Here is a 24605-nt window from a genome sequence, read left to right on the forward strand (position 1 = left end):
ACCCACGCGCATGTTCAGACAGCTCCTCCGCAACAGCGTGCTGCGACGCATCCTCGCAGCCCTCGGCACCCTCTTCGGCGTCGCCGTCTTCGTCTTCCTGATGCTGCGCGCCATCCCCGGCGACCAGATCAGCTCCGGCCTCGGCACCGAGGCGGCGGCCCTCACCCCGGCGCAGCGTGCCGCGCTCGAGGCGTACTACGGGCTCGACCAGCCGCTCATCGTGCAGTTCTTCTCCTGGCTCGGCAACATCTTCACCGGCAACCTCGGCTTCTCCTCCCGGGCCCAGACCAGCGTGCTCGAGCTCACCGCCGCCGCGCTGCCGGTCACCTTCGAGCTCGCGATCTTCTCGATCGTCATCGCGCTCGCCATCGGCATCCCGCTCGGCATGCTGTCCGCCTCGAAGCCCGACTCGCTGCGTGACGGCGTCGGCCAGGTCGTCGGTCTCGCCGGCCTCTCCATCCCCGCGTTCCTGCTCGGCACGGCGCTGCTCGCGATCCTCGCGCAGTCGCTCGGCTTCAACCCGAACGGCCAGGGCTACGCGCGGCTCTTCGACGATCCGGCCCTGAACCTCCAGCAGATGCTCCTGCCGTCGATCGTGCTCGGCTTCGGCATCGCCGCGCCCATCATGCGCACCACCCGCACCGCGGTCCTGGAGATCCGCGCCAACGACTTCATCCGCACCGCCAGGGCGAAGGGCGTGCCCCCGCGTCGGCTGCAGGTGCGTCACGTGCTCGGCAACGCCCTGGTCCCGATCGTCACGATGACCGGTCTGCAGTTCGGCTACCTGCTGGGCGGGGCGGTCGTGGTGGAGCAGATCTTCTCGCTCCCCGGCATCGGGCGCCAGGTGCTGCTCGGCATCCAGCAGAAGGAGTACGCGCTCGTGCAGAGCACCGTCCTGGTGATCGCGCTCGCCTTCGTCATCGTCAACCTGCTCACCGACCTGCTCTACCGGGTCATCGATCCCCGGGTGCGTGCCGCATGACCGACATCTCTCAGACCCCGGCCCTCGCTCCCGGCGGCGGGCGCACGATGGAGCGCGTGCGTCTCCTGCTGCGCAGCCGCAGCGGTCTCGCCGGCCTCATCATCGTCGTGCTGCTCGCGGTGCTGAGCCTCGTCTCGGCGTTCGGCCTGCTGCCGTTCGACCCGCTCGCGCAGGACCCGCCGTCCCGGCTGCAGCCGCCGTCCGCGGTGCACTGGTTCGGGACCGACCAGTTCGGCCGCGACGTGTTCTCCCGGGTGGCTGCCGGCGTCGCCAACTCGGCCCTCATCTCCGTGGTCGCCGTGGCGTTCGCGACCGTGGTCGGCACGGTCTGCGGACTCATCGCCGGCTTCTACCGCGGCTTCTCCGACGGAGCGATCACCGCGGTCACCAATGTGCTGTTCGCGTTCCCGCCGCTGCTCCTCGCCCTGTCGCTCGCGTCGGTGTTCGACCGCAACTGGTTCACGATCGCCGTGGCCATCGCCATCGTCTACGTGCCGATCTTCATCCGCGTGACCCGCGGCCCCGTGCTGTCGCTGCGCGAGGTGGAGTACGTCAAGGCGGCCAAGAGCACCGGTCAGGCGCGGATGGCGACCATGTTCCGCCACGTGCTGCCGAACATCACCTCGATCATCATCGTGCAGGTCACGCTGTCGCTCTCGTGGGCGGTGCTGACGGAGGCGTCGCTGAGCTTCCTCGGACTCGGGACCCCGCCGCCCGCGCCGTCGCTCGGCTCCATGATCTTCGAGGCGCGGACCCTCGTGACCATCGCCCCGTGGACCATGATCGCTCCCGGCGTGGTCGTCGTGCTCCTCGTCGTCGGCCTGAACCTGCTGGGCGACGGGCTGCGCGACAGCCTCGATCCGCGGAACCGGGGCAAGCGATGATCGCGGAAGACCTCGGCGCCCTCGCCACCGAGGCGAGCGATCCCCGGTACGCCCGCCTCGACCAGATGAGCGTGGCCGAGCTCGCGCAGACCATGAACGAGGCCGACGCCACCGTGCCCGCGGCCGTGCAGCGCGCTCTCCCGCAGATCGTCCCGGCGATCGAGCAGACGGCCGCGCGCATGGCGCAGGGCGGGCGCCTGGTGTACGTGGGCGCCGGCACCCCCGGGCGCATCGGGGTGCTCGACGCCTCCGAATGCCCGCCCACGTTCAGCACGCCGCCGGAGCTCGTGTTCGCGATCATGGCGGGCGGTCCCGGCGCGATCGTGAACCCCGTCGAGGGCGCGGAGGACGACGCCGACGCCGGCGCCGCCGCGATCGACGAGACCGGCATCGGCCCGCTCGACACCGTGATCGGCATCGCGTCCAGTGGTCGCACGCCCTATGTCATCGCGGCCGTCCGGCGGGCGCGTGAGCGCGGGGCGCTCAGCATCGGTCTGTCATGCAATACCGGCACCGTGCTGAGCGCGACCGCGGAGCACGGCATCGAGGTCGAGGTCGGCCCCGAGGTGCTCTCCGGCTCCACGCGACTGAAGTCCGGCACGGCGCAGAAGCTCGTGCTGAACATGTTCTCGACCATCGCGATGGTCCGGAACGGCAAGGCCTACGGCAACCTGATGGTCGACGTGAAGGCCACGAACCACAAGCTCCGCGAGCGGGCGATCCGCATGGTGCGGACGATCGCCGCTGTCGATCGCGACACGGCGGCCGCCGCGCTGGAGAGCTCCGGGTGGGATGTGAAGCTCGCCTCGATCATGATCCGCCGCGGGGAGGACCTCGCCGCGGCCACCGACCGACTCGCGGCAGCAGGCGGCCGTCTGCGCACCGCACTGGAGGAGAACTGATGCGCGTCCTGGGACTGATCTCCGGCACTTCGCACGACGGGATCGACGCCGCCGTCGTCGACTTCGCCACCAACGGGGGCTTCACGGCGCACGGCGTCGACCTCCGGGGCACGGTGCTCGCCTCCACGAGCATCCCCTACGATCCCGAGCTGCGGGCACGCCTCATCGCCGCGCTGCCCCCGGCGCAGACCACCCTGGCCGAGGTGGCCGAACTCGACACCCTCATCGGGCAGGCGTTCGCCGAGGTGGCGGCCGACATCGCGGCGGAGGTCGGCGGCGTCGACGCGGTGTGCTCGCACGGCCAGACCGTGTACCACTGGGTCGACGGCGCGCACGCGCTGGGGACGCTGCAGATCGGGCAGCCCGCCTGGATCGCGGAGAGGACCGGTGTGCCGGTCGTCTCCGACATCCGCATCCGTGACATCACCGCGGGCGGCCACGGCGCGCCGCTCGTGTCGTTCCTCGACGAGCTGCTGCTCCGCGGTCGCGCCGGCGTCTCGGCGGCGCTGAACCTCGGCGGCATCTCGAACATGACCGTCGTCCGCCCGGACGGCCTCGTCGCCTACGACATCGGCCCCGCGAACGCGCTGGTCGACGCGGTCATCGTCGCGCACGACCTCAACCCGCTCGGCTATGACGACGATGCGGCGATCGCCCGGACCGGACGGGTCGACGAGGCGCTGCTGGACGCCATGCTCGCGGACCCCTACTACGCCCTCACTCCGCCCAAGAGCACCGGCAAGGAGCACTTCCACCTCGCCTACGTGAACGAGCACCTCGCGGCGCAGGGACGCGAGATCGCGGTCCCCGACGTCGTGCGCACGCTCACCGAGCTCACGGTCCGCACGGTCGCCCGCGACGTCGAGGCCGCCGGGATCGGGTTCCTCGCGGTGTCCGGCGGCGGCTGCCGCAACCCGCTGCTCCTGGAGGGGCTGCGGACCGCGCTGCCGCAGACCGAGGTCGTGCTGGCCGACGAGCTCGGCGCCCCCGCCGACAGCAAGGAGGCCATCCTCCTCGCGCTCATCGGCTGGTCGACCCTGCACGGTGTCCCCGCCATCGTCCCCGGCGGGACGGGGGCGCGCGAGCCGCGCATCCTCGGCACGATCACGCCCGGTGCCGGCCCGCTGCAGATGCCCGAGCCGGTGGCGGCCATCGACTCCCTCACCCTCACGGAGGCGGCGGGATCGTGACCGTCGTCGAACGGATACGCGTGCTGCGGGTGCCTTCGCCGCTGGCCCGCCCCTTCGTCACGGCCGTCCGTCGCACGGCCCACCTCGACGTCGTGCTCGTGGAGGTGACCGACGCCGACGGCCGCCGCGGATACGGGGAGGCCGCGACGAGCTGGCGCGTCACCGGCGAGAGCCCCGAGAGCGTGGCGGCTGTGGTCGCCGGTCCCCTCGCCGACGCCGTGCTCGGGCGCTCGGTCGACGATCCCGGGCTGCCGGACGCCCTCGCCGCGGCCGCCTGGGGCAACGCCGCCGCACGCAGCGCGGTGGCGTGCGCGCTCGCCGACCTCACCGCGCAGCACCGAGACGAGCCGCTCGCACAGACGCTCGCCCCGGACGGAGACGCGTCCGCGCGCATCCGCACCGACATGACGCTGTCGGTGGCGGAGCCGGCCGCGCTGGCCGCGACCGCCGTCGAACATGCGGCGGCGGGATTCCGCTGCCTCAAGGTCAAGGCGTCCCAGGACCACGACACGGTCTCGGGGCTCCAGGCCGTCCGTGCCGCCGTCGGCGGCGACATCGCCCTGCGCGTGGACGCGAACCAGGCGTGGGACGCCGGGACCGCGATCCGCGTCATCCGGGCGGCGGAGGACGCCGGCGTGGGTCTCGAGCTCGTCGAGCAGCCCGTCGCCGCGCGCGACCTCGACGCGCTGGCGGTGGTGACCGCCGCCGTCGACACCCCGATCATGGCGGACGAGTCCGTCCGCACCGCGCAGGATGTCCGCGACATCGCCGCGCGCGGGGCTGCCGGGCTCGTGAACGTCAAGCTCGCCAAGACCGGCGGGCTCAGCGAGGCGCTCGCCTGCGTGCAGGCCGCCCGTTCCGCCGGCCTCGGCGTCGTCGTGGGCTGCATGATGGAGTCGCACGTGGGTGTGGCCGCCGCGGCGCATCTCGCCGCCGCCGTCGCTCCGGACGTCGTTCACGACCTCGACGCGGCATCGTGGCTGCGCCGCTCCCCGGTGACCGGAGGGCTCACCGCCGACGCGGAGTGGCTCACCCTCGCCCCGGCCGCAGGACTGGGGATCACCGGGATCGCCCCCGATGCCGAGGTGCTGCTCGACCGCTCCCGGACGGGGGTTCTCGTATGAGCGCCGCCGAGGCGATCGCCGCCGTCCTCGCTGGGCCGACCGCGTCGCGGGGAGCCGTCGCCGGTGTCGCCACCCGCACGAGCCGGGACACGGCCGCCGGCGGTTTCGCCGACCTCGCGGGGACGCCGGTCACGACGGACACCGCGTTCGACCTCGCCTCGGTCACCAAGGTCGCCGGGACCACCACCGCTATCCTCCGGCTGGCCTCCCGGGGCGACCTCCGACTCGACGATCCGGTCGACCGTTTCGTCCCCGGCACCGCCTGCGCACCAGGGACCACCGTGCGCCATCTGCTGCTGCACCGGGCGGGACTGTGGGAATGGCAGCCGCTGTACCTCGACGGCACGCACGCCGACGGCGCGGCCGCCGCAGATGCCCTCCCGCTCCGCTACGGCGTGGGCGACGGACGGCACTACTCCGACCTGGGCTTCCTGATCCTCGGCCGCATCGTCGCCGCCGCGACCGGCCTCTCCCTCGACGCCGCCGTGCGCGAGCTCGTGACCGAGCCCCTCGGCCTCACACGCACGGGCTACGGGCCCGTCTCCGGTCCGGTCGCGTCATCCGCGGGCGACGGGGATGCCGCCGAGCGACGCATGGTCGCCACCGGCACGCCCTACCCGATCCTCACCTCTCGTCGGCACTTCCCCTGGCGTGAGGGGGAGATCACCGGTGTCGTCAACGACGGCAACTGCTTCCACGCCCTGCGCGGCGTCTCCGGGCACGCCGGCCTCTTCGGCACGGTCGACGACCTGCTCGCTCTCGGCGTCGCGCTCGCCGATGCCGAGGCGCACCCGGACCTCTGGGACCCGGCACTCGTGGCCGAGCTGTTCCGCGACGGCCCCGACCCCGGTCAGGCGCTCGGCTGGCGCAGCGACACCGTCACCGCGGGCGGACGACCGGTCCGGATGCTCTGGCACCCCGGATACACCGGCTGCGCCCTGGGCGTGGTCCCCGCCACCGGAACCGCCGTCGTCCTGCTCGCGAACCGGCTGTTCGCGAGCGAGGTCGCCCCCACCGAGACCCTCTGGCGCGCAGCGCTGCCCGCACTCCTGGACCCCGAAGGAACGAGTACCCCATGAGCACCACTCCGCCCGTGCTGAGCATCGACGGCCTCGCGGTCGCCTTCCGGACCGGCTCCGAGCTGGTCACCGCCATCAGCGACATCTCGATCGACATCGCCGCCGGGGAGACGGTCGCCGTGGTCGGCGAGTCCGGCTCCGGGAAATCCACCACGGCGGCTGCGGTCAACCGTCTGCTGCCCGAGAACGGCGTCATCACCGCGGGCAGCATCCGGTTCGACGGCCGCGAGCTCACCGACCTCCCCGAGAACGCGATGGTGTCCCTCCGCGGGGCCGGCATCGGCCTCGTGCCGCAGGACCCGATGTCGAACCTCAATCCCCTCATGCGCGTCGGCGAGCAGATCGGGGAGGCGCTCGAAGTCCACGGGCATACCAGCGGCGACGCGACGAAGGCCCGCGTGGTCGAGCTTCTGGAGATGGTCGGGATCCCCGATGCCGCCCGCCGGGCGACCCAGTATCCCCACGAGTTCTCCGGCGGCATGCGGCAGCGCGTGCTCATCGCGATGGGACTCGCCTGCAAACCGCGGCTGCTCATCGCCGACGAGCCCACCTCGGCGCTCGACGTCACCGTGCAGCGGCGGATCCTCGACCAGCTCGATCAGCTGACCGACGAGCTGGGCACCGCGGTGTTCCTCATCACCCACGATCTCGCTCTCGCCGCCGAGCGCGCCGACCGGATCGTCGTGATGTTCCGCGGCCGTGTCGTCGAGGAGGGGACCTCGGCGCAGGTCCTGGGGAACCCGCAGCACGAGTACACCCGGCAGCTGCTCGCGGCCGCGCCGAGCCTGGCGTCCCGCCGCGACGCCCTGCCCTCACGCGAGATCGCCGCCGACGCCGTGCCCTTCGTCGAGATCCGCGACCTGCGCAAGGAGTTCCCGCTCCGGAACGCGAAGGCCGGGGAGCCGCAGACCTTCACGGCGGTCGACGGCGTGAGCTTCTCGATCCGCCGCGGCACGACCGTGTCCATCGTGGGCGAGTCGGGTTCCGGCAAGTCCACCACGGCGAACATGGTGCTGGGACTGGAGGATGCGACCTCCGGGTCCATCCTCTTCGACGGCACCGACCTGACGACCCTCCGTCGCACGGAGCTCTTCGCGCTGCGCCGCCGCGTCCAGCCCGTCTTCCAGAACCCCTACGCCTCGCTCGACCCGCGGTACACCGTGGAGCAGTCGATCGCCGAGCCGCTGCGCGTGCACCGGATCGGCACCGCGGCCTCCCGGCACGCCCGCGTCCTGGAGCTCCTGGAGCAGGTCGCCCTGCCCGCGGCCATGGCCGAGCGGCTGCCGCACGAGCTCTCCGGCGGACAGCGGCAGCGTGTCGCGATCGCCCGCGCCCTGGCCCTGGAGCCCGAGCTCGTCGTGCTGGACGAGGCGGTCTCCGCGCTCGACGTGCTGGTGCAGGCGCAGATCCTCGACCTCCTCGCCGACCTGCAGAAGCGCCTCGGGCTCAGCTACCTCTTCATCAGCCACGACCTCGCCGTCGTGCGCATGATCTCCGACGAGGTGCACGTCATGCAGCGCGGCGTCGTGGTCGAGAGCGGCACCCCGGAGAGCATCTTCGACACGCCGCAGCACCCGTACACCCGGGAGTTGCTCGCCGCGATCCCCGGGGCGTCGCTCGCCTCCTGAGACGTCCAGGCGGCCGTCGGCTCAGCGCCGGCGGTCGTCGTCGTCCCAGGGGCCTTCCCACCAGCCGGCGCGGCCGTCGTCCTCGCCGCCGCGGCGGCGGGAGCGCACGAACTGCACCACGAACACGACCAGCGACGTGAGCGTGATGAGGATCAGGACGAGGAACAGCAGGTCGCTCTGGTTCATGGGCGCTTCCCCTCCGCGGCATCCGCCACGATCTTCGCGATGCGGGCGGCCTTGGTCTCGGCGCGCTTGGCCATCGCGATGTGCGTGAGGCCGAACTTCTTCACCGACTTCGGGAACGCATCCCAGGTGGCCCTCGCCGCCGGCACCGCGTCGAGGGCGGCGGTGAGCTCCGGGGGCTCGATGCCGGCCTCCGGGCCGTCGAGCACGGTCCACGAACCGTTCGCCTTCGCCGTCTCCAGCGCGCGGATTCCGGCAGGGGCGAGGAGCCCCGCGGCCTCCAGCTCCGCGATGCGCGCCTTGTTCGTCGCCGCCCAGCCGCTCCCCGGCCGTCGAGGGGAGAACCACTGGCCGCCGGTCTCGTCGTCGAACGTGCGCACCGGGCCGTCGATCCACCCGAAGCAGAGGGCCTGCCGGACGGCGTCCTCGTAGCCGACGCCGGTGGTGGATCGCCCGCGGACGCTCAGCAGCCACACCCCGGCCGTGCGTTCGTGGTTCGCCTCGAGCCAGGCGCGCCAGGCCGCGGCATCCGCCGCCGTGACCCGCTCGCCGTCGTCGAGGGCGCCCACGTCAGTCCTCGTCGAGGGTGGGGATCGAGTCGGTGATGGTCGGCAGCAGGTCGGCGACCGAGTCGACGATCTCATCCGGCCGGAAGGGGTACTGCTCGATGATCCGCTGGTCGCTGATGCCCGTGAGCACGAGCACCGTGTGCAGACCCGCCTCGATGCCGGCGACGATGTCCGTGTCCATCCGGTCGCCGATCATGCCGGTCTTCTTCGAGTGCGCGCCGATCTTGTTGAGGGCCGAGCGGAACATCATCGGGTTGGGCTTGCCGACGACGTAGGGCTCCTTGCCGGTGGCCTTGGTGATGAGGGCGGCGATCGCTCCCGTGGCCGGCAGCACCCCGTCGGCGCTGGGGCCGGTGGCGTCAGGGTTGGTCACGATGAAGCGCGAGCCGTTGATGATGTGGCGGATGGCCTTCGTGATGGCCTCGAACGAGTAGTTGCGGGTCTCGCCGACGACGACGAAGTCGGGGTTCGTCTCGGTCATGATGAAGCCGGCCTCGTGCAGCGCGGTGAGGATGCCGGCCTCGCCGATGACGAACGCGGAGCCGCCGGGGAGCTGCTGCGCGAGGAAGTCGGCGGTCGCGAGCGCCGAGGTCCAGATGCGCTCCTCCGGCACGATCAGGCCGCTCGCGCGCAGGCGGGCGGAGAGGTCGCGGGCGGTGAAGATCGAGTTGTTCGTGAGCACGAGGTAGGGGATCTCGTTCCGCTCCCATCCGGCGAGGAGTTCGGAGGCCCCGGGGATGGCGTCGTTCTCATGGACGAGCACGCCGTCCATGTCGGTGAGCCAGCATTCGATGTCGTCACGGTGTGCCATGTGCTCAGCCTAGAGGCCCCACCTTTCCTTTCGGATCGCCTGATTGGCCCCATCCCCGGCCGATTTGCCGCAAAGTGCGCGATTCGAAGCGGGAGTCAGGCCGACAACCACACCACGTCGCGGGCGGCGGCGGGCAACGGCGGCTCGGTGCCGTCGAGGGCGATGCCGAACGGCGTCACCGTCACGGTCGTGCCGACGGTGAGGCCCTGGGCCTCCAGGGTCCGCAGGAGCTCCGGGTCGCGGTCGTCGACGCGGAGCACGCGGCCGGTGTGTCCTTCCGGGGCATCGGCGAGCAGGACGAAGGGCACCCGTTCGATGCGGCCCTCCGCGTCCGGGATGGCGTCTCCGTGCGGGTCGAAGCGCGGCCGCCCCAGGCGCTCGTCGATGCCCTCGAGCAGCCGGTCGCTGATGGTGTGCTCCAGCACCTCGGCCTCGTCGTGCACCTCGTCCCACCCGTACCCGAACTCCTGCACGAGCCAGGTCTCGATGAGGCGGTGGCGGCGGACCATCGCGAGGGCGCGGGTGGTCCCGGCCTCCGTCAGCCGGACCGCTCCGTACGGCACGTGCGACACGAGTCCCGCCGCGGCGAGCTTCTTCACCATCTCCGTGACCGACGACGGCGCGATGCCGAGCTTGGCGGCCAGGACCGAGGGGGTGATCGGCGCATCCTGCCACTCGGTGTGTGCGTAGACGGTCTTCAGGTAGTCGTCAGCTGCCGGGGATGCCACCCATCAACCTTACGCGTTCGGGTCGGGCTGCCTCGCGGCCTGGGTCAGGCGCTCGCGGAGCCGAGCAGGATCACGGCCGCCTGCCCCGCGAAGAACAGGACGAGGAACCCCAGGAGGGCGGCGGCGAGCGACAGGCGCCCGTCGAAGCCCTCCACCTCGGCGATGCCCACCTTGCGGGCACGGAAGGCGAAGACCAGGGTCGCGACGCCGAGGGCGAGCTGGACCCAGGGGCTGGCGGGGCCGATGACCTTCGGGAACGCGATGAGCAGACCGCCGATGACGCCGGTCGCGAAGCCGCTCCAGGTGAGGAGGCGGACGGTGCGACGGGCGGAGGCGGCAGACATGGTGTCGAGCCTATCCGCCGTCATGCCCCCGTCAGCACCAGCCAGAGCAGGGCGCCGTTCAGGGCGATGAGGAGCACCGAGGCCACGACGCCGGCGACCGTCGTCCACACCCGGTTGACCCACGCGCCCAGTGTCCGGCGCTGCGCGGTGAGGGCGACGAGAGGGATCAGCGCGAACGGGATACCGAACGACAGCACGACCTGGCTGAGGACGAGGGCGAGCGTCGGGTCCACCCCGATGCCGAGGATCACCAGCGCGGGGATGAGCGTCACCAGGCGCCGGGCCAGCAGGGGGATGCGCACGTGCAGCAGGCCGTGCATGATCTCGGCGCCCGCGTATGCGCCGACGGAGGTCGAGGCGAGACCCGAGGCGAGCAGCCCCACGGCGAAGAAGGTCGCCACGACCGGGCCGAGGCCTGCGGCGAGGGCGGCGTGCGCACCCTCCAGCGAGTCGGTCCCCGCGACCCCCGCGAGGTTCGCCGCCGCGAGCAGGAGGATGCCGAGGTTCACGGAGCCCGCGATGACCATGGCGATCGTCACATCCCAGCGCGTCGCCGTGAGGAGGCGGCGGATCCGCGAGGTCTCGACCCGGGCGGCCTCCTCGGTCGTCTCGGCGCTCGTCGCACCGAACCGGTCGCGGGCCAGGGAGGAGTGCGCGTAGATCGCGTGCGGCATGATCGTCGCGCCGAGGATCGAGGCGGCGAGGAGCACGGACCCCGTGTCCTCGAAGCGCGGCACGAGGCCGCTCGCCACGCCGGCCGGATCCGGCGGCGCGAGGAAGAGACCGGCCATGAAGCCGATCGTGATCACGAACATGAGGCCGATGATCACGAACTCGAAGGGCCGGGCGCCGCGACGGCTCTGCACGGCGAGCAGGACCATCGACACCGCGCCGGTGATGAGGCCGCCCCATAGCAAGGGGACGCCGAACAGCAGGTTCAGGGCGACGGCGCCGCCGATGACCTCGGCGAGGTCCGTCGCCATCGCGACCAGCTCGGCCTGCAGCCAGTAGGCACGGCGGGCCCAGGGGCGGCGCAGCCGCTGGCCCAGCACCTCCGGAAGGCTCTGGCCGGTGACGACGCCGAGCTTCGCGGACAGGTACTGGATCAGCCAGGCCATCACATTGCCGGCGACGACCACCCACACGAGCAGGTAGCCGTACTGCGCCCCCGCGGTCATGTTGCTGGCGACGTTGCCGGGGTCGAGGTAGGCGACACCCGCCACGAGCGCCGGTCCCAGCAGCCACAGCAGGCGCGGCGAAGCGGTGCGAGCGGGGGTCAGCGAGGCGTCGGAACTTTTAGGCACACCGAAACCGTAGCCTATTTTTCGGTGTGCCTAAATATCTGCGAGATGCTTCTGGCGATCTCTTCGCCGACGGGGAGTCGGCCGACACGGCGATAGCCTGGCGGGATGGATGCGCAGCGCCCCGAGAGCTCGGACCCGACCGCCCCCGGTGGGTCTCCGGCGCAGCCCGGATACGGCGTCGGACCCTGGCCGGGAGGACCGTCGGCCTGGCCGCAGGGAGACCAGTACGATCCGGAACTCCTCGCGGAGGGCGACACGCGAAACGTGATCGACCGCTACCGCTACTGGCGCATGGAGGCGATCGTCGCCGACCTCGACACGCGGCGTCATCCGTTCCACGTCGCGATCGAGAACTGGCAGCACGACATGAACATCGGTTCCATCGTGCGCAGCGCCAACGCGTTCCTCGCCGACACGGTGCACATCATCGGTCGCCGTCGCTGGAACAAGCGGGGCGCCATGGTGACCGACCGCTACCAGCATGTCGTGCACCACGAGGACATCGCCGCGTTCGCCGCCTGGGCCGCGGCGGAAGGGCTGCCCGTCATCGCGATCGACAACCTCGACGGAGCCGTGCCGGTGGACCGTGCCGACCTGCCGCGCTCCTGCGTCCTCCTCTTCGGGCAGGAGGGGCCCGGGCTGTCCCCGGAGGCATTGGCGGCCGCCTCGGGTCACATCGAGATCACGCAGTACGGCTCGACCCGCTCGATCAACGCGAGTGCCGCCGCCGCCGTCATCATGTACGAGTGGTGCCGTCGCCACGCGGCGTGACCAGCGCGGCCGGTCGGCTCCGTCAGGCCGGATCGATACCGAACAGGTGTCGCGAGATCGCGCTGACGTCGCGGTCGAGGCCGTCCATGCGCCGGCTCAGGCCGTGCACCTCCTTCCGGAGATCCCCGATCTCGGCTTTCACACCGACGATCTCACCCTTGATCCCGACGATCTCGCCCTTGATCCCGCCGATCTCGCCCTTGATCCCGCCGATCACGCCTTTGATCCCACCGATCTCGGTGCGAACCGTGCCGATCTCCGTCTTGATGATCCTCACGAACATGGTCGCCATGAGAGTGATCGTGGCGTACATACCCGTGGCAAGGACTCCGATCGTCGTCCATACCTGTGCGTCGTTCATCCCCAGCATCCCTTCAGTGTCGCTCCATGTTCGTCGGAAGCGCGAGGGGTGCGGGGTGCTGTATTCCGCTCTGCCCGGCGGCGGGGGATAAGTCGTCCTCTCCGTCGGTTGTGGAGGACTTATGCGGACGCGGCGAGCCATCGCCCGGAGCGCACTCGCCACCCCAGCGTCGCCAGCCGTGCGAGCAGGTACACCCCGAAGAACGCGACGGCCAGCCACACCAGGCCGGCGGTGCCGTCGATCCCCGTCGCGGCGATGATGCCCAGGGCGGGGAGGAACGGCACGAGGTTCAGACCGCCCGCGATCGCCAGGTACCGGGCGTCGTCGGCCCCCATGAGCACGCCGTCGAGCACGAACACCACGCCCGCGATCGGCTGCGCCACCGCGAGCACGAGCAGGGCCGGCTGCACCACCTCCGCCACGGCCCGGTCGCCGGTGAAGACGATGCCGAGCACCCCGGAGAGGGCGGCGATGACGGCGCCGACCACGACCCCGAACCAGGCCCCCCATGCGACCGTCCGCGCCAGCACGCGGCGAACCTGCTCCTCGTCCCCGGCGCCCAGCTCCTTGCCGATCAGCGCCTGCGCGGCGATCGCGAGCGCGTCGAGCGCGAACGCCGCCGCCGAGAAGATGGTGAACACGATCTGCCAGCCGGCGAGCTCCTCGGTGCCGATCCCCGTCGCCACGGCCACGGTCGCGAGCAGGGCGACGCGCAGGCTCACGGTGCGGAGGAACAGCCACCCGCCCGACGTCGCGGTGTGGCGCAGACCGTCCCGCTGGGCACGCAACGAGGCGCTGTGCCGGGTCGCGAGACGCCGGACCACGAGCGCGTACGCCGCGACCATCCCCCACTGCGCCGTCACGGTGCCCGCCGCGGAGCCGGCGATGCCCCAGCCGAGTCCGTAGATGAAGAGCCAGTTCAGCAGGGCGTTCGCCGCGAAGCCGAGTCCCGCGATCCACAGCGGCGTCATGGTGTCCTGCATCCCACGCAGGAGACCGGTGGCGGCGAACACGATGAGCATCGCGGGGAGACCCCACATCGAGATCACGAGGTACTCGTTCGCCTGGGCCGCGACCTCGGGGCTCGCCCCGAACAGGGAGACGAGCCAGGGGGAGGACACAGCGCCGACGACGGCGAGCACGGCACCCAGGCCGAGCGCGAGCCACATGCCGTTGATCCCGACCGAGACCGCCTCTCCCGGACGCCCGGCCCCGAACCGACGCGCGACCGCGGGGGTGGTGGAGTACGCGAGGAACACCATGAGGCCGACGATCGTCTGCAGCACGGCTCCGGCGATGCCGAGTCCGGCGAGGGGGACGGTGCCGAGGTGGCCGACGAGGGCGGCGTCGACGATGAGGAAGGCCGGCTCCGCGATGAGGGCGCCGAGCGCGGGGACGGCCAGGCGCAGGATCTCGCGGTTCAGGGAGGTGCGGGCGGCCATCCTCCGAGCCTATGACCTGTCGTCGACCCCCGAGACCTCCGGCCTCGACCGGACGTAGGGTGAAGGAGGAGCTCCGAGCGGACGGAGGCGCATCATGACGGATCCCCGGGAGGCGGCCGCGCGTTATCGGGCCCGACGGCAGCAGGGTGGTGGTGCTGAGGACGACGGCGAGATCGGCACCCCGTCCGCGGCGGCGGCGGTCGATCGAGCCGCCTTCGTCGAGTCCGCCATCCAGGTCGCCATCCGTCGCGGCGACTTCGACGACCTGCCGGGCGCCGGGAAGCCGCTCGAAGGGCTCGGAGACCACCACGACCCGGACTGGTGGATCCGTCGGAAGATCGAGACGGAGAGGCTGACCGGGCTCGGTCCTCCCGCGATCCTGCTGCGCACCGAGGACCGGGAGCTCGACGGCCAGCTCGACCTCCTCGGCAGAGAATCCGACGTCCGTGAGGTGCTCGAGGACTTCAACCGCCGCGTGCGCGAGGCGCGCAGGCAGCTGCAGGGCGGGCCACCCGTCGTGACACCGCTGCGCGACGTCGATGCCGAGGTCGCCGCGTGGGCGGAACGCCGCGCGACGCGGCCCGCCCCTGCCGAAGCGCCATCCACGCGCCGACGCTTCGGCCGCCGACGCCGGGACTGACCTCTTCTGGACACCGTGGGGGACCCCGGCCATAGGCTGGAGCGCATGACCGATGTGCTTCCCGCGGGCCTCGCGCTCGACGACCTCAGCCCCGACATCCGCCCGCAGGACGATCTCTACCGTCACGTGAACGGCGCCTGGATCGCTCGCACCGAGATCCCCGGGGACAAGGCGCGCTGGGGCTCCTTCCATCTGCTGGCCGAGCAGGCCGAGAAGGATGTGCGCGCGATCGTCGAGGAGTCGCAGGAGGCGGAGGAGGGGACTCTCGCCCGCAAGATCGGCGACCTCTTCGCGAGCTTCATGGACACCGATCGCGTCGCCGCCGCCGGTGTGACCCCGCTGGCCGAGACGTTCGCCGAGATCGACGCGATCGACGGCATCCCGGCCTTCCTCCGCACCGTGGGCGCCTACGACCGGGAGGGCCGGGCGGCGGTCATCGGCCTCTACGTCGACGGCGACCCCGGGAACCCGGAGCGCTACCTCCCGGTGCTCGTGCAGGCCGGACTCTCGCTGCCGGACGAGAGCTACTTCCGTCTCGACACCTTCGCAGAGACCCGCGCGGCGTACCGGGAGCACCTCGAGCGCCTGCTCGCTCTCGCCGGTGTCGCCGATGCCGCCGCGCAGGCCGAGCGCTCCATCGCCCTGGACACCGAGCTCGCCGGGCACCACTGGGACAACGTGCGCAGCCGTGACGCGGTGGCGACCTACAACCTCAAGACGTGGGACGAGCTCCAGGCCCTCGCCGGCGTCGACCTCACCCCGTGGCGCGAGGCCGTGACGCCGACGAACCCGCGGGCGTTCGACGAGGTCGTCGTCGCGCAGCCGAGCTTCTTCGAAGGGCTGGGCGGCCTGCTCACTCCCGAGCGGCTGGACGACTGGAAGGCCTGGCTGCGTGCGAAGGTCGTGCACGCGGCGGCGCCCTACCTCACCGACGAGCTCGTGCAGGAGAACTTCTCGTTCTACGGCACCCAGCTCACCGGCGTTCCCACGATCCGCGAGCGCTGGAAGCGGGGCGTGTCGGTCACCGAGGGGGCGCTCGGCGAGGCGATCGGCAAGGTCTACGTCGAGCGGCACTACCCGCCGACGGCGAAGGCCGCCATGGACGAGCTCGTCGCGAACCTCGTCGAGGCGTACCGGCAGAGCATCGAGACGCTGGAGTGGATGACCGCCGAGACCCGGCAGCGTGCGCTCGCGAAGCTGGACGCCTTCACGCCGAAGATCGGGCACCCGGAGGTGTGGCGGGACTACTCGGCCCTCGTGATCGACCCGGCCGACCTCCTCGGCAACGTGCGCCGCGCGGCGATCTTCGAGCACGACCGCAACATCGACAAGGTCGGGAAGCCGATCGACCGCACCGAGTGGCACATGCCGCCGCAGATGGTGAACGCCTACTACAACCCCTCGATGAACGAGATCGTGTTCCCCGCGGCCATCCTCCAGTACCCCTTCTTCGACGCGGGGCGCGACGCGGCGGCGAACTACGGCGGGATCGGCGCGGTCATCGGGCATGAGATCGGCCATGGCTTCGACGACCAGGGCAGCCGGTACGACGGCGAGGGGCGCCTGCAGGACTGGTGGACCGATGCCGACCGCGCCGCCTTCGAGGAGCGCACGAAAGAGCTCATCGCCCAGTACGACGCCCTCGTGCCGGAGGGGCTGGACGCCGAGCATCACGTGAACGGCGCTCTCACCATCGGCGAGAACATCGGCGATCTGGGCGGGCTCGGCATCGCGCTGAAGGCGTATGAGCTGTCGCTGCGTGCGGATCCCGCGGTGGCCGAGCCTGTCGAAGGCCCGGTCATCGACGGCTACACCGGTGTGCAGCGGCTGCTCCTGTCGTGGGCGCAGGTCTGGCAGCAGAAGAGCCGGGACGCCGAGACGCTGCGTCTGCTGACCATCGACCCGCACTCGCCCAACGAGTTCCGGTGCAACCAGATCGTCCGCAACATCGACGCGTTCTACGAGGCCTTCGGGGTCACCGAGAAGGACGCCCTATGGCTTCCGGAGTCTTCCCGGGTGACCATCTGGTGACGAACCTCCGCACTCTGTGAGACGCGCCCCGGCGGTGGGGTTACGATAGCCCTGCCGCCGGGGCGCCCCTTCCCGGAAGCGCAGTATCCCTCCCCCTCCTGAAGGACCACGCGTGGGTGCGACCGACCCTGGTGACGCGTTCCGGAACGCCTCGGCTCCCGGAGCGTCCGGGAGCGCGCCCGAGTCGGCCAGCGGTCGCCGTTCGCAGCGGCCGGGAGCCCGCCGGCTGCCGCGTCGCGTGGCCGTCGGTCGGCGGTCGTTCACGTCGACGCTGAAGGCTCTCGAAGGCCTGGCGAACGCCGGGGCACAGGTGTCGGTGCACGTGGTCGACCTCGACTCCCATGTGCACGTGCTGGCGGGGGACGACCACGTCACGATGCCCGTCGCGGGGCTCGGTGTGGTCCCCCTGCTCATCGAGGTGGCGGCGGCGTTCGAGTCCGGCGCCCTCGACCCTCTCGAGATCGTCGAGCGCTCGAGCGTCGAAGCCGTGGAGAGCTCCGGCCTGTGGCGGCATCTGCGCGCACCGGCGCTGCCGCTGGAGGATCTCGCCGTGCTGGCCGCCACCGCCGGAGATCCGATCGCCGTGAACATCCTGCTGCAGAAGGTGGGGCATGACCGGGTGCGCGAGCGCATCGAGGAACTGGGTCTGCGGCGCACCGCCCTGCTCGACCGGTTCCGCGACCGCCGCGGTCCGGACGACGCCCCGCAGGTCGCCGTGGGGTCGGCGCGCGAGCTCGCGGGTCTGTTCTCCGCGCTCGTCAACTCCCAGGTGGTGGATGCCGCAGTCAGCGCCCAGGTGTCGGAGTGGCTCAGCCTCAACCAGGACCTCAGTCTCGTGGCCGCCTCGACGGGGCTCGACCCCTTCGCACACGAGCACGATGCCCACGGCCTGCTGTTCGTGAACAAGACCGGCCGCGATCGGGGGGTGCGCGCCGAGGCCGGTGTGCTCGCGGGGCCGCGGGCCGGTGTCGCCTACTCGATGATCGTGTGCTTCGACGACCTCTCGATCAGCCACCGCCTCCGTGCGCACGACGCCTTCCGCGTGCTCGGGGTCGAGCTCATGGAGTACACGCACTGACTCCGCACGCCTGCCCCGCGCGTCAACGCAGGCATCCGCGTGGCATCAGGCGCCCAGGGGCGCAGCCAGCTTGATGTCGCGTGCTCGCCTGATGCGGCGCGAGAGCCTGAGGTGGCGCTCGCCTGATCGCGCGGGGCACGGGCTAGCATCGGGGCATGCCTCATGCCTGGACCCCGCACCGCCGCGACGACGGCGAGCTGCTCGGCTGGATCCATCCGGAGGGCGAGGACTGGGTCGCCGTCGATGTCCTCGGGCGCAGGGTCTCCGGCCCGGGCGAGTGGCTCGACGCGGAGGCAGCGCTGGAGGAGCACGGCATCGGCTGGCTCGCTGATCCGTGGATGCTCGAGGGAGAGGACGACCGCCCGCTGCGGGTGCGCATCCTCGAGGTCACGCCGGACGAAGAGGGCGTGCCGGGGCGCATCGTCGTGAAGGTCGACGACTTCGGGGACATGACCCGACCCGCGACCGCACGGTTCACTCTGCCGTGGCCGCTTCCCTCCCGGCTGCGGCCGCCGCGCGCCGATGACCCGGACCCGCGCACGATCTCCCGCTGAGACTCGGCCCGCACGTCGCAGATCCGCCGCACGTCGCACATCTTGCGGGAATCCTTGCGACCTCGCGCGATTATCCGACCTCGCGCGAATCCCGGACCGGCGCGAATCCCCGACCCCGCGCGAGTCAGCCCGGGAGCGACGGGTGCTGCTCCGTGGCGCGCCGCCGCGGGATGAACAGCGACAGGACCACGGCCACGATGCCGGCGGCGATCGCGAGCCAGAAGCACACCTCGAACGCCGTCCGCGTCGGCACGGCCACGCCTCCGACGTCGACGCTCATCGCCGCGAGCACCCCGCCCATCACGGCCGAGGCCGTCGAGGTGCCCACGGAGCGGAACAGCGCGTTGAGCCCGTTCGACGCCCCGGTCTCGTTCGCGGGCACGGAGCGCATGATGATCATGGGCATCGCGGCGAAGGTGAACCCGATTCCGACGCCGATGAAGATGTTGGCGACGAAGATGTGCCACACCTCGGTCGACCACAGCAGCACGAAGACGTAGGCGAGCACGATCGCGATGGCGCCGACGGTGAAGAGCGGACGCGGCCCCACGGTGCGCTCCAGCCATCCGGACAGCGGTGAGATCACCATCATGACCAGACCCGCCGGCATGATCACGAGCGAGGCGGCCACCATGTCGAGCCCGAACCCGGCGCCGCCCACCGCCGGCATCTCCAGCATCTGCGGGAAGGTGACGTTGGAGGCGAACAGGGCGAAGCCCATGCCGATCGCGGCGATGTTCGTGAAGAGGACGGCGGGCCGAGCGGCGACCCGCAGGTCGAGCAGCGGATCCTTCGCGCGGAGCTGATACCAGCCCCACAGCAGCAGCACCGCGACGCCGCCGATCACGCAGACGAGGGTGAGCGGTGCCGTCCAGCCCCACTCGGCGCCGCGCGACACGAACAGCAGCAGGCCCGTGAGGCCGATCGCGAGTCCGATGGCCCCGAGCACGTCGAGGCGGCCGGGGGAGCGGAGCACGTCCTCCGGCACCACGGCGAGCACCAGCAGCAGCCCGAGGACTCCGAGGGCGGCGGCGAGCCAGAACAGCATGTGCCAGTCGGCGTTCTCGGCGAGCAGTGCGGCGACGGGCATGCCGATCGCCCCGCCGACGCCCATGGTCGCGCTCATCAGGGCCACCGCGGTGCCGAGGCGCTCAGGCGGCAGCACGTCGCGCATGATGGCGATGCCGAGGGGGACGACGCCGGTCACGGCCCCCTGGAGGGCGCGGCCTATGATCACGCCGACGATCGATCCGGAGAGCGCGGCGATGACCGAGCCCACGATGAGGATCGCGAGGAGCACGATGACGACGCGACGCTTGCCGTACATGTCGCCGAGACGGCCGGAGATGGGGGTCGCGACGGCGGCCACGAGCAGGGTGATCGTGACCACCCAGGTGGTGTCCTCGCGGGAGGAGTTCAGCAGCTGCGGCAGCTCGGCCTGCAGCGGCACGACGAGGGTGAACATGAACGACGAGCACAGGCCCGCGAACGCGAGCACGGCGATGACCGCCCACCGCGGAGGGGTACGGGAGAGGCGTTTCCTGGCTCTGTCGTCGTTCGCACCCACCGGCTCAGGCTATCGGCGTTCCCGGAGGGGAGGGCCGATGTGGTTGCATGGCCGGATGACCGACGACTCCGCGCCCGTGCAGCACCCCGCCGACTCCGCGTACCACCGACGGCTCCCGATCGGAGAGGTGCTCGACGCCTCGGCGCTCGCGGAAGGCCTGCCCTGGGCGTTCGAGAGCATCACGATGCGACCGCTGGAGCCGATGCTCGTGCCGGAGGAACCCCGAGCCGGCGAGCGGGACCCGGCCGAGTGCGGCCACTGCGGTCCGAGCGTGCACACCATCTGGCACGACGACCTCTGGCAGGTGCGTGCCGGGTGGGATGTCGGCGGCCTGCCGTTCATCGGCGGGGTCGCGCCGCGTGAGCACTGGCTCCTCGAGAACGCCCCGCAGGAGGTGCTCGCCGCTCTCGGACCGCTGATGCAGCGCGTGTCGGAGGCGGTCAAGAGCATCCCCGGCGTCGCCCGCTGTCACTTCGGCCGCTGGAATGACGGCTCCGCGCACATGCACATGTGGGCGCTGGGCCGTCCGGCCGGCATGATGCAGGGACGCGGCGCGGTGCTCGCGTTCTGGGACGGGATCCTGCCGCCGCTGCCGGCGGAGATGGCCGAGGACCACCTCCGCATCGTCGCGGAGGCGCTCGCCGCGGGCGGGGGACAGGCCTTTCCGCACCGGTGACCCGGGGTCGGTTTCCGCGAACGGGCGGAGGAGGGGCAGACTGGGATCGTGCGAACCATCCGCGATCTCGACACCGTTGAACTCATCCTCGACGCCCAGAGCCTGCTCGACTCCATCCGGGGTCCGCAGCGCGTGGTGGACGCCGGGACCCTGCGCGCCCTGCAGCAGTCGGGCAACTACGTCGTCGGCTTCTTCGACGTCGAGGGCGACGAGGAGCGCATGGTCGGCGCCTCGATCGCCTTCTTCGGCGAACCGGCCCGCCGTGCCATGCACTCGCACATCACGGCCCTGCTGCCCGAGTACCGAGGGCGCGGATGGGGGCGGGAGCTCAAGGAGCACCAGCGGCAGTGGGCCTTCTCCCGCGAGGTCGGCCGCATCACGTGGACCTTCGACCCGCTGGTCGCCCGCAACGCGCACTTCTTCCTCACCGTCCTCGGCGCCCGCGCCACGGGCTACTCGGTGAACCGCTACGGCATCTTCGGCGGCGGCGATGCGGGCGACGAGAGCGACCGCCTCGACGTCGAGTGGGCCCTCGCGGACATCGCAAAGCCCCCGGCGGACGATGCGGTCGTCGAGACGCTGGAGATCCCGGACGACATCGAGGGCATGCGGGAGTCCGACCCCGCGGCCGCGCACGAGTGGCGGCTGCGCCTGCGCGCGCAGATGGAGGGCCTGCTCGGCAGCGGTCTCACGATCGGCGGCTTCGAGGCCGGTCGGGGCTACCTCTTCACCGCGTGATCGGCGGCGCGGCCGTCACCGCACGCCGCGCATGAGCCGCAGCACCGGCTTCACGCTCAGCAGCAGTCCGATGCCGACGAGGATCGCGATGCCGCCGAGGATCGAGAAGTACGGCACCTCGTTCCCCGGATCGTAGAACTTCACGAGCTCGCCCGAGATGGCGGTGCCGAGGGCGATGGACAGGAAGAACAGCGCGACCATCTGCGTGTGGAAGACCGCCGGGGCGAGCTTCGTCGTGACCGACAGCCCGACCGGCGAGAGCAGCAGCTCGGCGACGGTGAACACGAACAGGATGCCGACGATCGCGAGCAGCGGCGTCGAGTTCGCACCGCCGCCGGAGAACGGCAGGAACAGCAGGAACGCGGAGCCCATGATGATGGCGGCCAGTCCGAACTTGACCGGGGTCGACGGCTGACGCTTCCCCAGCTTCGTCCAGACCGCCGCGAAGACCCCGGACAGGATGATGATGAACACCGGGTTGATGGACTGCACCCACGACACCGGCATCTCCCACCCGAACAGGTCGCGGTCGAGCCGTTTGTCGGAGTAGATCGTCAGCACCGTGAACTGCTGCTGGTACAGCGACCAGAACGCGACGCTCGTGAGGAACAGCGGCAGGAACCCCCAGACCCGCGAGCGCTCGGTGGCGTCGATGCGGCGACTGCCGAGGATCACCGCGAAGTAGGCGACCGCGGCGACCGCGGTGACCCCGATCACGATCGTGGCGAGGTTGTCGGCCTGGATGACTCCGGTCAGCACGAGCACCGCGATCACGACGACCGCACCGACCGCGATGCCGGCGACCAGCGGGTAGCGCGTGCGGGGGAGCGGGTTCGGCACCTCGCGCGAGGAGGCGGGCAGGCCGCGGCGGCCGAACGAGTACTGCACGAGACCCAGCGTCATGCCGAGGGCGGCGAGGCCGAACCCCCAGTGGAAGCCGAGGGTCGACTGGAGCAGCCCGGTGAGGATCGGTCCGAGGAAGGCGCCGAGGTTGATGCCGAGGTAGAACAGCGAGAACCCGGCGTCGCGTCGTTCGTCGTCCGGACGGTACAGCGTCCCCACGACGGACGTGGCGTTCGCCTTCAGGCCTCCCGAGCCCAGGGCCACGAGCACGAGTCCGACCCCGACGCCGACGAACCCCGGCAGGAGCGCGAGGGCGAGGTGGCCCGAGACGATGACGATGGCGCTGACGAACAGCACCCGCTCGGAGCCGAACAGCCGATCGGCGAGCCAGGCCCCGAGGATGGTGGACAGGTACACGGAGCCGCCGTACGCGCCGACGATCCCGCCCGCCACCGCCTCCGGAAGCCCGAGGCCGCCGTCGGTCACCGAGAAGTACAGGTAGATGAGCAGGATGCCCTGCATGCCGTAGAAGCTGAACCGCTCCCACATCTCCACGCCGAAGATGTGCACGAGCGACCACGGCTGCCCGAAGAAGCGGGTGTCCTCGTCGCGGGAGGCGGGCGGGTGCGCGGTGGTGCTCATGCGTGGGACGGTACTCCTCCCGCGGGTCCCGCGGCCAGGGGTTGCGCTCCGGCCCCGGATAGACTGGGGGTGCCCGTGCTCACGGGCATTCTCCGCATCCGACCATTGGAGCCACCGTGGCCGAACAGTCCCGTCTTGACAAGGTCATCGCCCTCGCCCGCCACCGCGGGTTCGTGTTCCAGGCGGGTGAGATCTACGGCGGTTCCCGGTCGGCCTGGGACTACGGACCCCTCGGCACGGAGCTGAAGGAGAACATCCGCCGCCAGTGGTGGCAGACCTTCGTGCGCGGTCGCGGTGACATGGTCGGCCTCGACTCCAGCATCATCCTGCCGAAGCGCGTGTGGGAGGCCTCCGGCCACGTCGCGACCTTCACCGACCCGCTCGTCGAGTGCCTGCAGTGCCACAAGCGCTTCCGTGCCGACAACCTCATCGAGGACTTCGAGGCGCGCAAGGGGCGGAAGGCCGAGAACGGTCTCGCCGACATCCCCTGCCCGAACTGCGGCACCAAGGGGCAGTACACCGAGCCGAAGGCGTTCTCCGGTCTGGTGAAGACGTACCTCGGTGTGGTCGACGACGAGTCCGGCCTCTACTATCTGCGCCCCGAGACCGCGCAGGGCATCTTCGTGAACTTCGCGAACGTGCTCACCGCGAGCCGCAAGAAGCCGCCGTTCGGCATCGGCCAGGTCGGCAAGGCGTTCCGCAACGAGATCACCCCCGGCAACTTCATCTTCCGCACCCGCGAGTTCGAGCAGATGGAGATCGAGTTCTTCACGCCGCCCGCCGAGGCGCCGCAGTGGTTCGACCACTGGGTCGAGGCGTGCTGGAACTGGTTCATCGACCTCGGCATCGACCCGGAGAACATGCGGCAGTTCGACGTGCCGGAGGAGGACCGCGCGCACTACTCGGCCGGCACCATCGACGTCGAGTACCGCTTCGGCTTCGCCGGCAAGGAGTGGGGCGAGCTCATGGGCGTCGCCAACCGCACCGACTACGACCTCTCCAGCCACAGCGAGGCCTCCGGCCAGAGCCTGACGTACTTCGACCAGGCCACGGGCGAGCGCTACACCCCGTACGTGATCGAGCCCTCGTTCGGACTCACCCGCGCGATGATGGCCTTCCTCGTCGACGCGTACGTCGAGGAGCAGGTGCCCAACGCCAAGGGCGGCACCGACACGCGCACCGTGCTCAAGCTCGACCCGCGCCTGGCTCCTGTCAAGGCCGCCGTGCTCCCGCTGTCGCGCAACGAGAAGCTGTCGCCGCTCGCCCGCGAGGTGGCCGACACGCTGCGCGGCTCGTGGGCCGTGGACTTCGATGACGCCGGTGCGATCGGCCGGCGCTACCGCCGCCAGGACGAGATCGGCACGCCGTTCTGCGTCACGGTCGACTTCGACTCGCTCGACGACCGCGCCGTGACGGTGCGCGACCGGGACACGATGGCACAGGAGCGCGTCCCGATCGACGAGCTGCACGCCTACCTGGCGGAGCGCCTCCGCGGCGCCTGACGTGACGGCACCGGGGGGAGCCGACGCACGGG

Annotated in this window: 25 protein-coding genes; 15 read left to right on the forward strand and 10 right to left on the reverse strand. The window is 71.3% G+C overall.

Annotated features, from left to right (window positions below; genetic code table 11):
* Positions 1–10: 10 nt before the first annotated feature.
* Genes AB0P08_RS15085 through AB0P08_RS15115 form a run of 7 tightly spaced genes read left to right on the forward strand, consistent with a single transcriptional unit; the run spans position 11 to position 7789 of the window.
* Positions 11–982 (forward strand): ABC transporter permease, encoded by a 972-nt coding sequence (locus AB0P08_RS15085; protein ID WP_187662594.1) that lies wholly within the window; start codon positions 11–13, stop codon positions 980–982.
* Positions 979–1866, forward strand: a complete 888-nt coding sequence (locus AB0P08_RS15090; RefSeq protein WP_363590389.1) for an ABC transporter permease — start codon at positions 979–981, stop codon at positions 1864–1866. Before AB0P08_RS15085 ends, AB0P08_RS15090 begins: the two co-directional genes overlap by 4 nt.
* Complete coding sequence (gene murQ, locus AB0P08_RS15095) at positions 1863–2768, forward strand: N-acetylmuramic acid 6-phosphate etherase (protein ID WP_363590390.1); 906 nt, start codon at positions 1863–1865, stop codon at positions 2766–2768. The genes AB0P08_RS15090 and murQ overlap by 4 nt, the downstream gene beginning before the upstream one ends.
* Positions 2768–3958, forward strand: coding sequence for an anhydro-N-acetylmuramic acid kinase (locus AB0P08_RS15100; protein WP_363590391.1), 1191 nt, complete (start codon positions 2768–2770; stop codon positions 3956–3958). Before murQ ends, AB0P08_RS15100 begins: the two co-directional genes overlap by 1 nt.
* Positions 3955–5082 carry an enolase C-terminal domain-like protein gene (locus AB0P08_RS15105; RefSeq protein WP_363590392.1) on the forward strand — a complete coding sequence of 376 codons (1128 nt, stop codon included), beginning with the start codon at positions 3955–3957 and terminating at the stop codon, positions 5080–5082. The genes AB0P08_RS15100 and AB0P08_RS15105 overlap by 4 nt, the downstream gene beginning before the upstream one ends.
* Positions 5079–6161: a serine hydrolase domain-containing protein gene (locus AB0P08_RS15110; RefSeq protein WP_363590393.1), complete on the forward strand. Its 1083-nt coding sequence runs from the start codon at positions 5079–5081 to the stop codon at positions 6159–6161. The genes AB0P08_RS15105 and AB0P08_RS15110 overlap by 4 nt, the downstream gene beginning before the upstream one ends.
* The gene (locus AB0P08_RS15115) at positions 6158–7789 is read left to right on the forward strand and encodes an ABC transporter ATP-binding protein (RefSeq protein WP_363590394.1); all 1632 of its coding nucleotides are present in this window, start codon (positions 6158–6160) and stop codon (positions 7787–7789) included. The genes AB0P08_RS15110 and AB0P08_RS15115 overlap by 4 nt, the downstream gene beginning before the upstream one ends.
* 21 nt (positions 7790–7810) lie before the next feature.
* Here AB0P08_RS15115 and AB0P08_RS15120 read toward each other — a convergent pair whose 3' ends face one another.
* From AB0P08_RS15120 to AB0P08_RS15145, 6 genes are all read right to left on the reverse strand, one after another.
* Positions 7811–7975: a hypothetical protein gene (locus AB0P08_RS15120; RefSeq protein ID WP_259953864.1), complete on the reverse strand. Its 165-nt coding sequence runs from the start codon at positions 7973–7975 to the stop codon at positions 7811–7813.
* Entirely contained in the window at positions 7972–8541 is a 570-nt protein-coding gene (locus AB0P08_RS15125; RefSeq protein ID WP_363590395.1) for a YdeI/OmpD-associated family protein, read from the reverse strand. Before AB0P08_RS15125 ends, AB0P08_RS15120 begins: the two co-directional genes overlap by 4 nt.
* Position 8542: 1 nt before the next feature.
* Positions 8543–9352 (reverse strand): HAD-IIA family hydrolase, encoded by an 810-nt coding sequence (locus AB0P08_RS15130; protein WP_025104898.1) that lies wholly within the window; start codon positions 9350–9352, stop codon positions 8543–8545.
* A gap of 95 nt (positions 9353–9447) precedes the next feature.
* Entirely contained in the window at positions 9448–10080 is a 633-nt protein-coding gene (locus AB0P08_RS15135; RefSeq protein ID WP_259953869.1) for a metal-dependent transcriptional regulator, read from the reverse strand.
* 44 nt (positions 10081–10124) lie between these two features.
* Positions 10125–10424 carry a hypothetical protein gene (locus AB0P08_RS15140; RefSeq protein WP_136052938.1) on the reverse strand — a complete coding sequence of 100 codons (300 nt, stop codon included), beginning with the start codon at positions 10422–10424 and terminating at the stop codon, positions 10125–10127.
* 20 nt (positions 10425–10444) lie between these two features.
* Entirely contained in the window at positions 10445–11728 is a 1284-nt protein-coding gene (locus AB0P08_RS15145; RefSeq protein WP_363590396.1) for an Nramp family divalent metal transporter, read from the reverse strand.
* 105 nt (positions 11729–11833) lie between these two features.
* On the opposite strand from AB0P08_RS15145, the gene AB0P08_RS15150 reads away from it, so the two are divergent.
* Positions 11834–12499: a TrmH family RNA methyltransferase gene (locus AB0P08_RS15150; protein ID WP_363590397.1), complete on the forward strand. Its 666-nt coding sequence runs from the start codon at positions 11834–11836 to the stop codon at positions 12497–12499.
* 22 nt (positions 12500–12521) lie between these two features.
* On the opposite strand, the gene AB0P08_RS15155 is transcribed toward AB0P08_RS15150, so the two are convergent.
* Entirely contained in the window at positions 12522–12860 is a 339-nt protein-coding gene (locus AB0P08_RS15155; RefSeq protein WP_363590398.1) for a hypothetical protein, read from the reverse strand.
* 119 nt (positions 12861–12979) lie between these two features.
* Positions 12980–14302: an MATE family efflux transporter gene (locus AB0P08_RS15160; protein ID WP_259953875.1), complete on the reverse strand. Its 1323-nt coding sequence runs from the start codon at positions 14300–14302 to the stop codon at positions 12980–12982.
* Positions 14303–14396: 94 nt separating this feature from the next.
* Here AB0P08_RS15160 and AB0P08_RS15165 point away from each other — a divergent pair, with 94 nt between their 5' ends.
* The 4 genes from AB0P08_RS15165 (at position 14397) to AB0P08_RS15180 (ending at position 18605) form a co-directional block, all read left to right on the forward strand.
* Positions 14397–14942 (forward strand): DnaJ family domain-containing protein, encoded by a 546-nt coding sequence (locus tag AB0P08_RS15165; protein WP_363590399.1) that lies wholly within the window; start codon positions 14397–14399, stop codon positions 14940–14942.
* 45 nt (positions 14943–14987) lie between these two features.
* On the forward strand, positions 14988–16973 hold the full coding sequence (locus tag AB0P08_RS15170; protein WP_363590400.1) for a M13 family metallopeptidase: 1986 nt from the start codon (positions 14988–14990) through the stop codon (positions 16971–16973).
* A 112-nt stretch (positions 16974–17085) separates the two neighbouring features.
* Positions 17086–18051: a serine hydrolase gene (locus AB0P08_RS15175; RefSeq protein WP_187662577.1), complete on the forward strand. Its 966-nt coding sequence runs from the start codon at positions 17086–17088 to the stop codon at positions 18049–18051.
* A gap of 155 nt (positions 18052–18206) precedes the next feature.
* The gene (locus tag AB0P08_RS15180) at positions 18207–18605 is read left to right on the forward strand and encodes a hypothetical protein (protein WP_363590401.1); all 399 of its coding nucleotides are present in this window, start codon (positions 18207–18209) and stop codon (positions 18603–18605) included.
* 124 nt (positions 18606–18729) lie between these two features.
* Here AB0P08_RS15180 and AB0P08_RS15185 read toward each other — a convergent pair whose 3' ends face one another.
* Complete coding sequence (locus AB0P08_RS15185; RefSeq protein ID WP_363590402.1) at positions 18730–20172, reverse strand: MFS transporter; 1443 nt, start codon at positions 20170–20172, stop codon at positions 18730–18732.
* A gap of 55 nt (positions 20173–20227) precedes the next feature.
* Between AB0P08_RS15185 and AB0P08_RS15190 the strand changes: the two genes are divergently transcribed.
* Both AB0P08_RS15190 and AB0P08_RS15195 read left to right on the forward strand, forming a co-directional pair.
* Entirely contained in the window at positions 20228–20848 is a 621-nt protein-coding gene (locus AB0P08_RS15190; RefSeq protein WP_363590403.1) for a hypothetical protein, read from the forward strand.
* A gap of 48 nt (positions 20849–20896) precedes the next feature.
* Complete coding sequence (locus AB0P08_RS15195; protein WP_363590404.1) at positions 20897–21586, forward strand: GNAT family N-acetyltransferase; 690 nt, start codon at positions 20897–20899, stop codon at positions 21584–21586.
* A 15-nt stretch (positions 21587–21601) separates the two neighbouring features.
* Here the strand turns inward: AB0P08_RS15195 and AB0P08_RS15200 are convergent, their stop codons facing one another.
* Entirely contained in the window at positions 21602–23071 is a 1470-nt protein-coding gene (locus AB0P08_RS15200; protein ID WP_363590405.1) for a peptide MFS transporter, read from the reverse strand.
* A 116-nt stretch (positions 23072–23187) separates the two neighbouring features.
* Here AB0P08_RS15200 and AB0P08_RS15205 point away from each other — a divergent pair, with 116 nt between their 5' ends.
* Positions 23188–24573 carry a glycine--tRNA ligase gene (locus AB0P08_RS15205; RefSeq protein WP_187662571.1) on the forward strand — a complete coding sequence of 462 codons (1386 nt, stop codon included), beginning with the start codon at positions 23188–23190 and terminating at the stop codon, positions 24571–24573.
* Positions 24574–24605: the final 32 nt, after the last annotated feature.

Source organism: Microbacterium meiriae, assembly GCF_040686935.1.
In the GTDB taxonomy this organism is placed as follows: Bacteria; Actinomycetota; Actinomycetes; order Actinomycetales; family Microbacteriaceae; genus Microbacterium; species Microbacterium meiriae.

What these genes read in the sequence shown, in the direction of transcription:
- AB0P08_RS15115 (WP_363590394.1), top strand. Translation starts at nt 6,158, where the DNA reads ATGAGCACCACTCCGCCCGTGCTGAGCATCGACGGCCTCGCGGTCGCC.
- AB0P08_RS15130 (WP_025104898.1), bottom strand. Translation starts at nt 9,352, where the DNA reads ATGGCACACCGTGACGACATCGAATGCTGGCTCACCGACATGGACGGC.
- AB0P08_RS15190 (WP_363590403.1), top strand. Translation starts at nt 20,228, where the DNA reads ATGACCGACGACTCCGCGCCCGTGCAGCACCCCGCCGACTCCGCGTAC.
- murQ (WP_363590390.1), top strand. Translation starts at nt 1,863, where the DNA reads ATGATCGCGGAAGACCTCGGCGCCCTCGCCACCGAGGCGAGCGATCCC.
- AB0P08_RS15090 (WP_363590389.1), top strand. Translation starts at nt 979, where the DNA reads ATGACCGACATCTCTCAGACCCCGGCCCTCGCTCCCGGCGGCGGGCGC.
- AB0P08_RS15155 (WP_363590398.1), bottom strand. Translation starts at nt 12,860, where the DNA reads ATGAACGACGCACAGGTATGGACGACGATCGGAGTCCTTGCCACGGGT.
- AB0P08_RS15165 (WP_363590399.1), top strand. Translation starts at nt 14,397, where the DNA reads ATGACGGATCCCCGGGAGGCGGCCGCGCGTTATCGGGCCCGACGGCAG.
- AB0P08_RS15110 (WP_363590393.1), top strand. Translation starts at nt 5,079, where the DNA reads ATGAGCGCCGCCGAGGCGATCGCCGCCGTCCTCGCTGGGCCGACCGCG.
- AB0P08_RS15085 (WP_187662594.1), top strand. Translation starts at nt 11, where the DNA reads ATGTTCAGACAGCTCCTCCGCAACAGCGTGCTGCGACGCATCCTCGCA.
- AB0P08_RS15200 (WP_363590405.1), bottom strand. Translation starts at nt 23,071, where the DNA reads ATGAGCACCACCGCGCACCCGCCCGCCTCCCGCGACGAGGACACCCGC.
- AB0P08_RS15100 (WP_363590391.1), top strand. Translation starts at nt 2,768, where the DNA reads ATGCGCGTCCTGGGACTGATCTCCGGCACTTCGCACGACGGGATCGAC.
- AB0P08_RS15170 (WP_363590400.1), top strand. Translation starts at nt 14,988, where the DNA reads ATGACCGATGTGCTTCCCGCGGGCCTCGCGCTCGACGACCTCAGCCCC.
- AB0P08_RS15120 (WP_259953864.1), bottom strand. Translation starts at nt 7,975, where the DNA reads ATGAACCAGAGCGACCTGCTGTTCCTCGTCCTGATCCTCATCACGCTC.
- AB0P08_RS15150 (WP_363590397.1), top strand. Translation starts at nt 11,834, where the DNA reads ATGGATGCGCAGCGCCCCGAGAGCTCGGACCCGACCGCCCCCGGTGGG.
- AB0P08_RS15180 (WP_363590401.1), top strand. Translation starts at nt 18,207, where the DNA reads ATGCCTCATGCCTGGACCCCGCACCGCCGCGACGACGGCGAGCTGCTC.
- AB0P08_RS15140 (WP_136052938.1), bottom strand. Translation starts at nt 10,424, where the DNA reads ATGTCTGCCGCCTCCGCCCGTCGCACCGTCCGCCTCCTCACCTGGAGC.
- AB0P08_RS15160 (WP_259953875.1), bottom strand. Translation starts at nt 14,302, where the DNA reads ATGGCCGCCCGCACCTCCCTGAACCGCGAGATCCTGCGCCTGGCCGTC.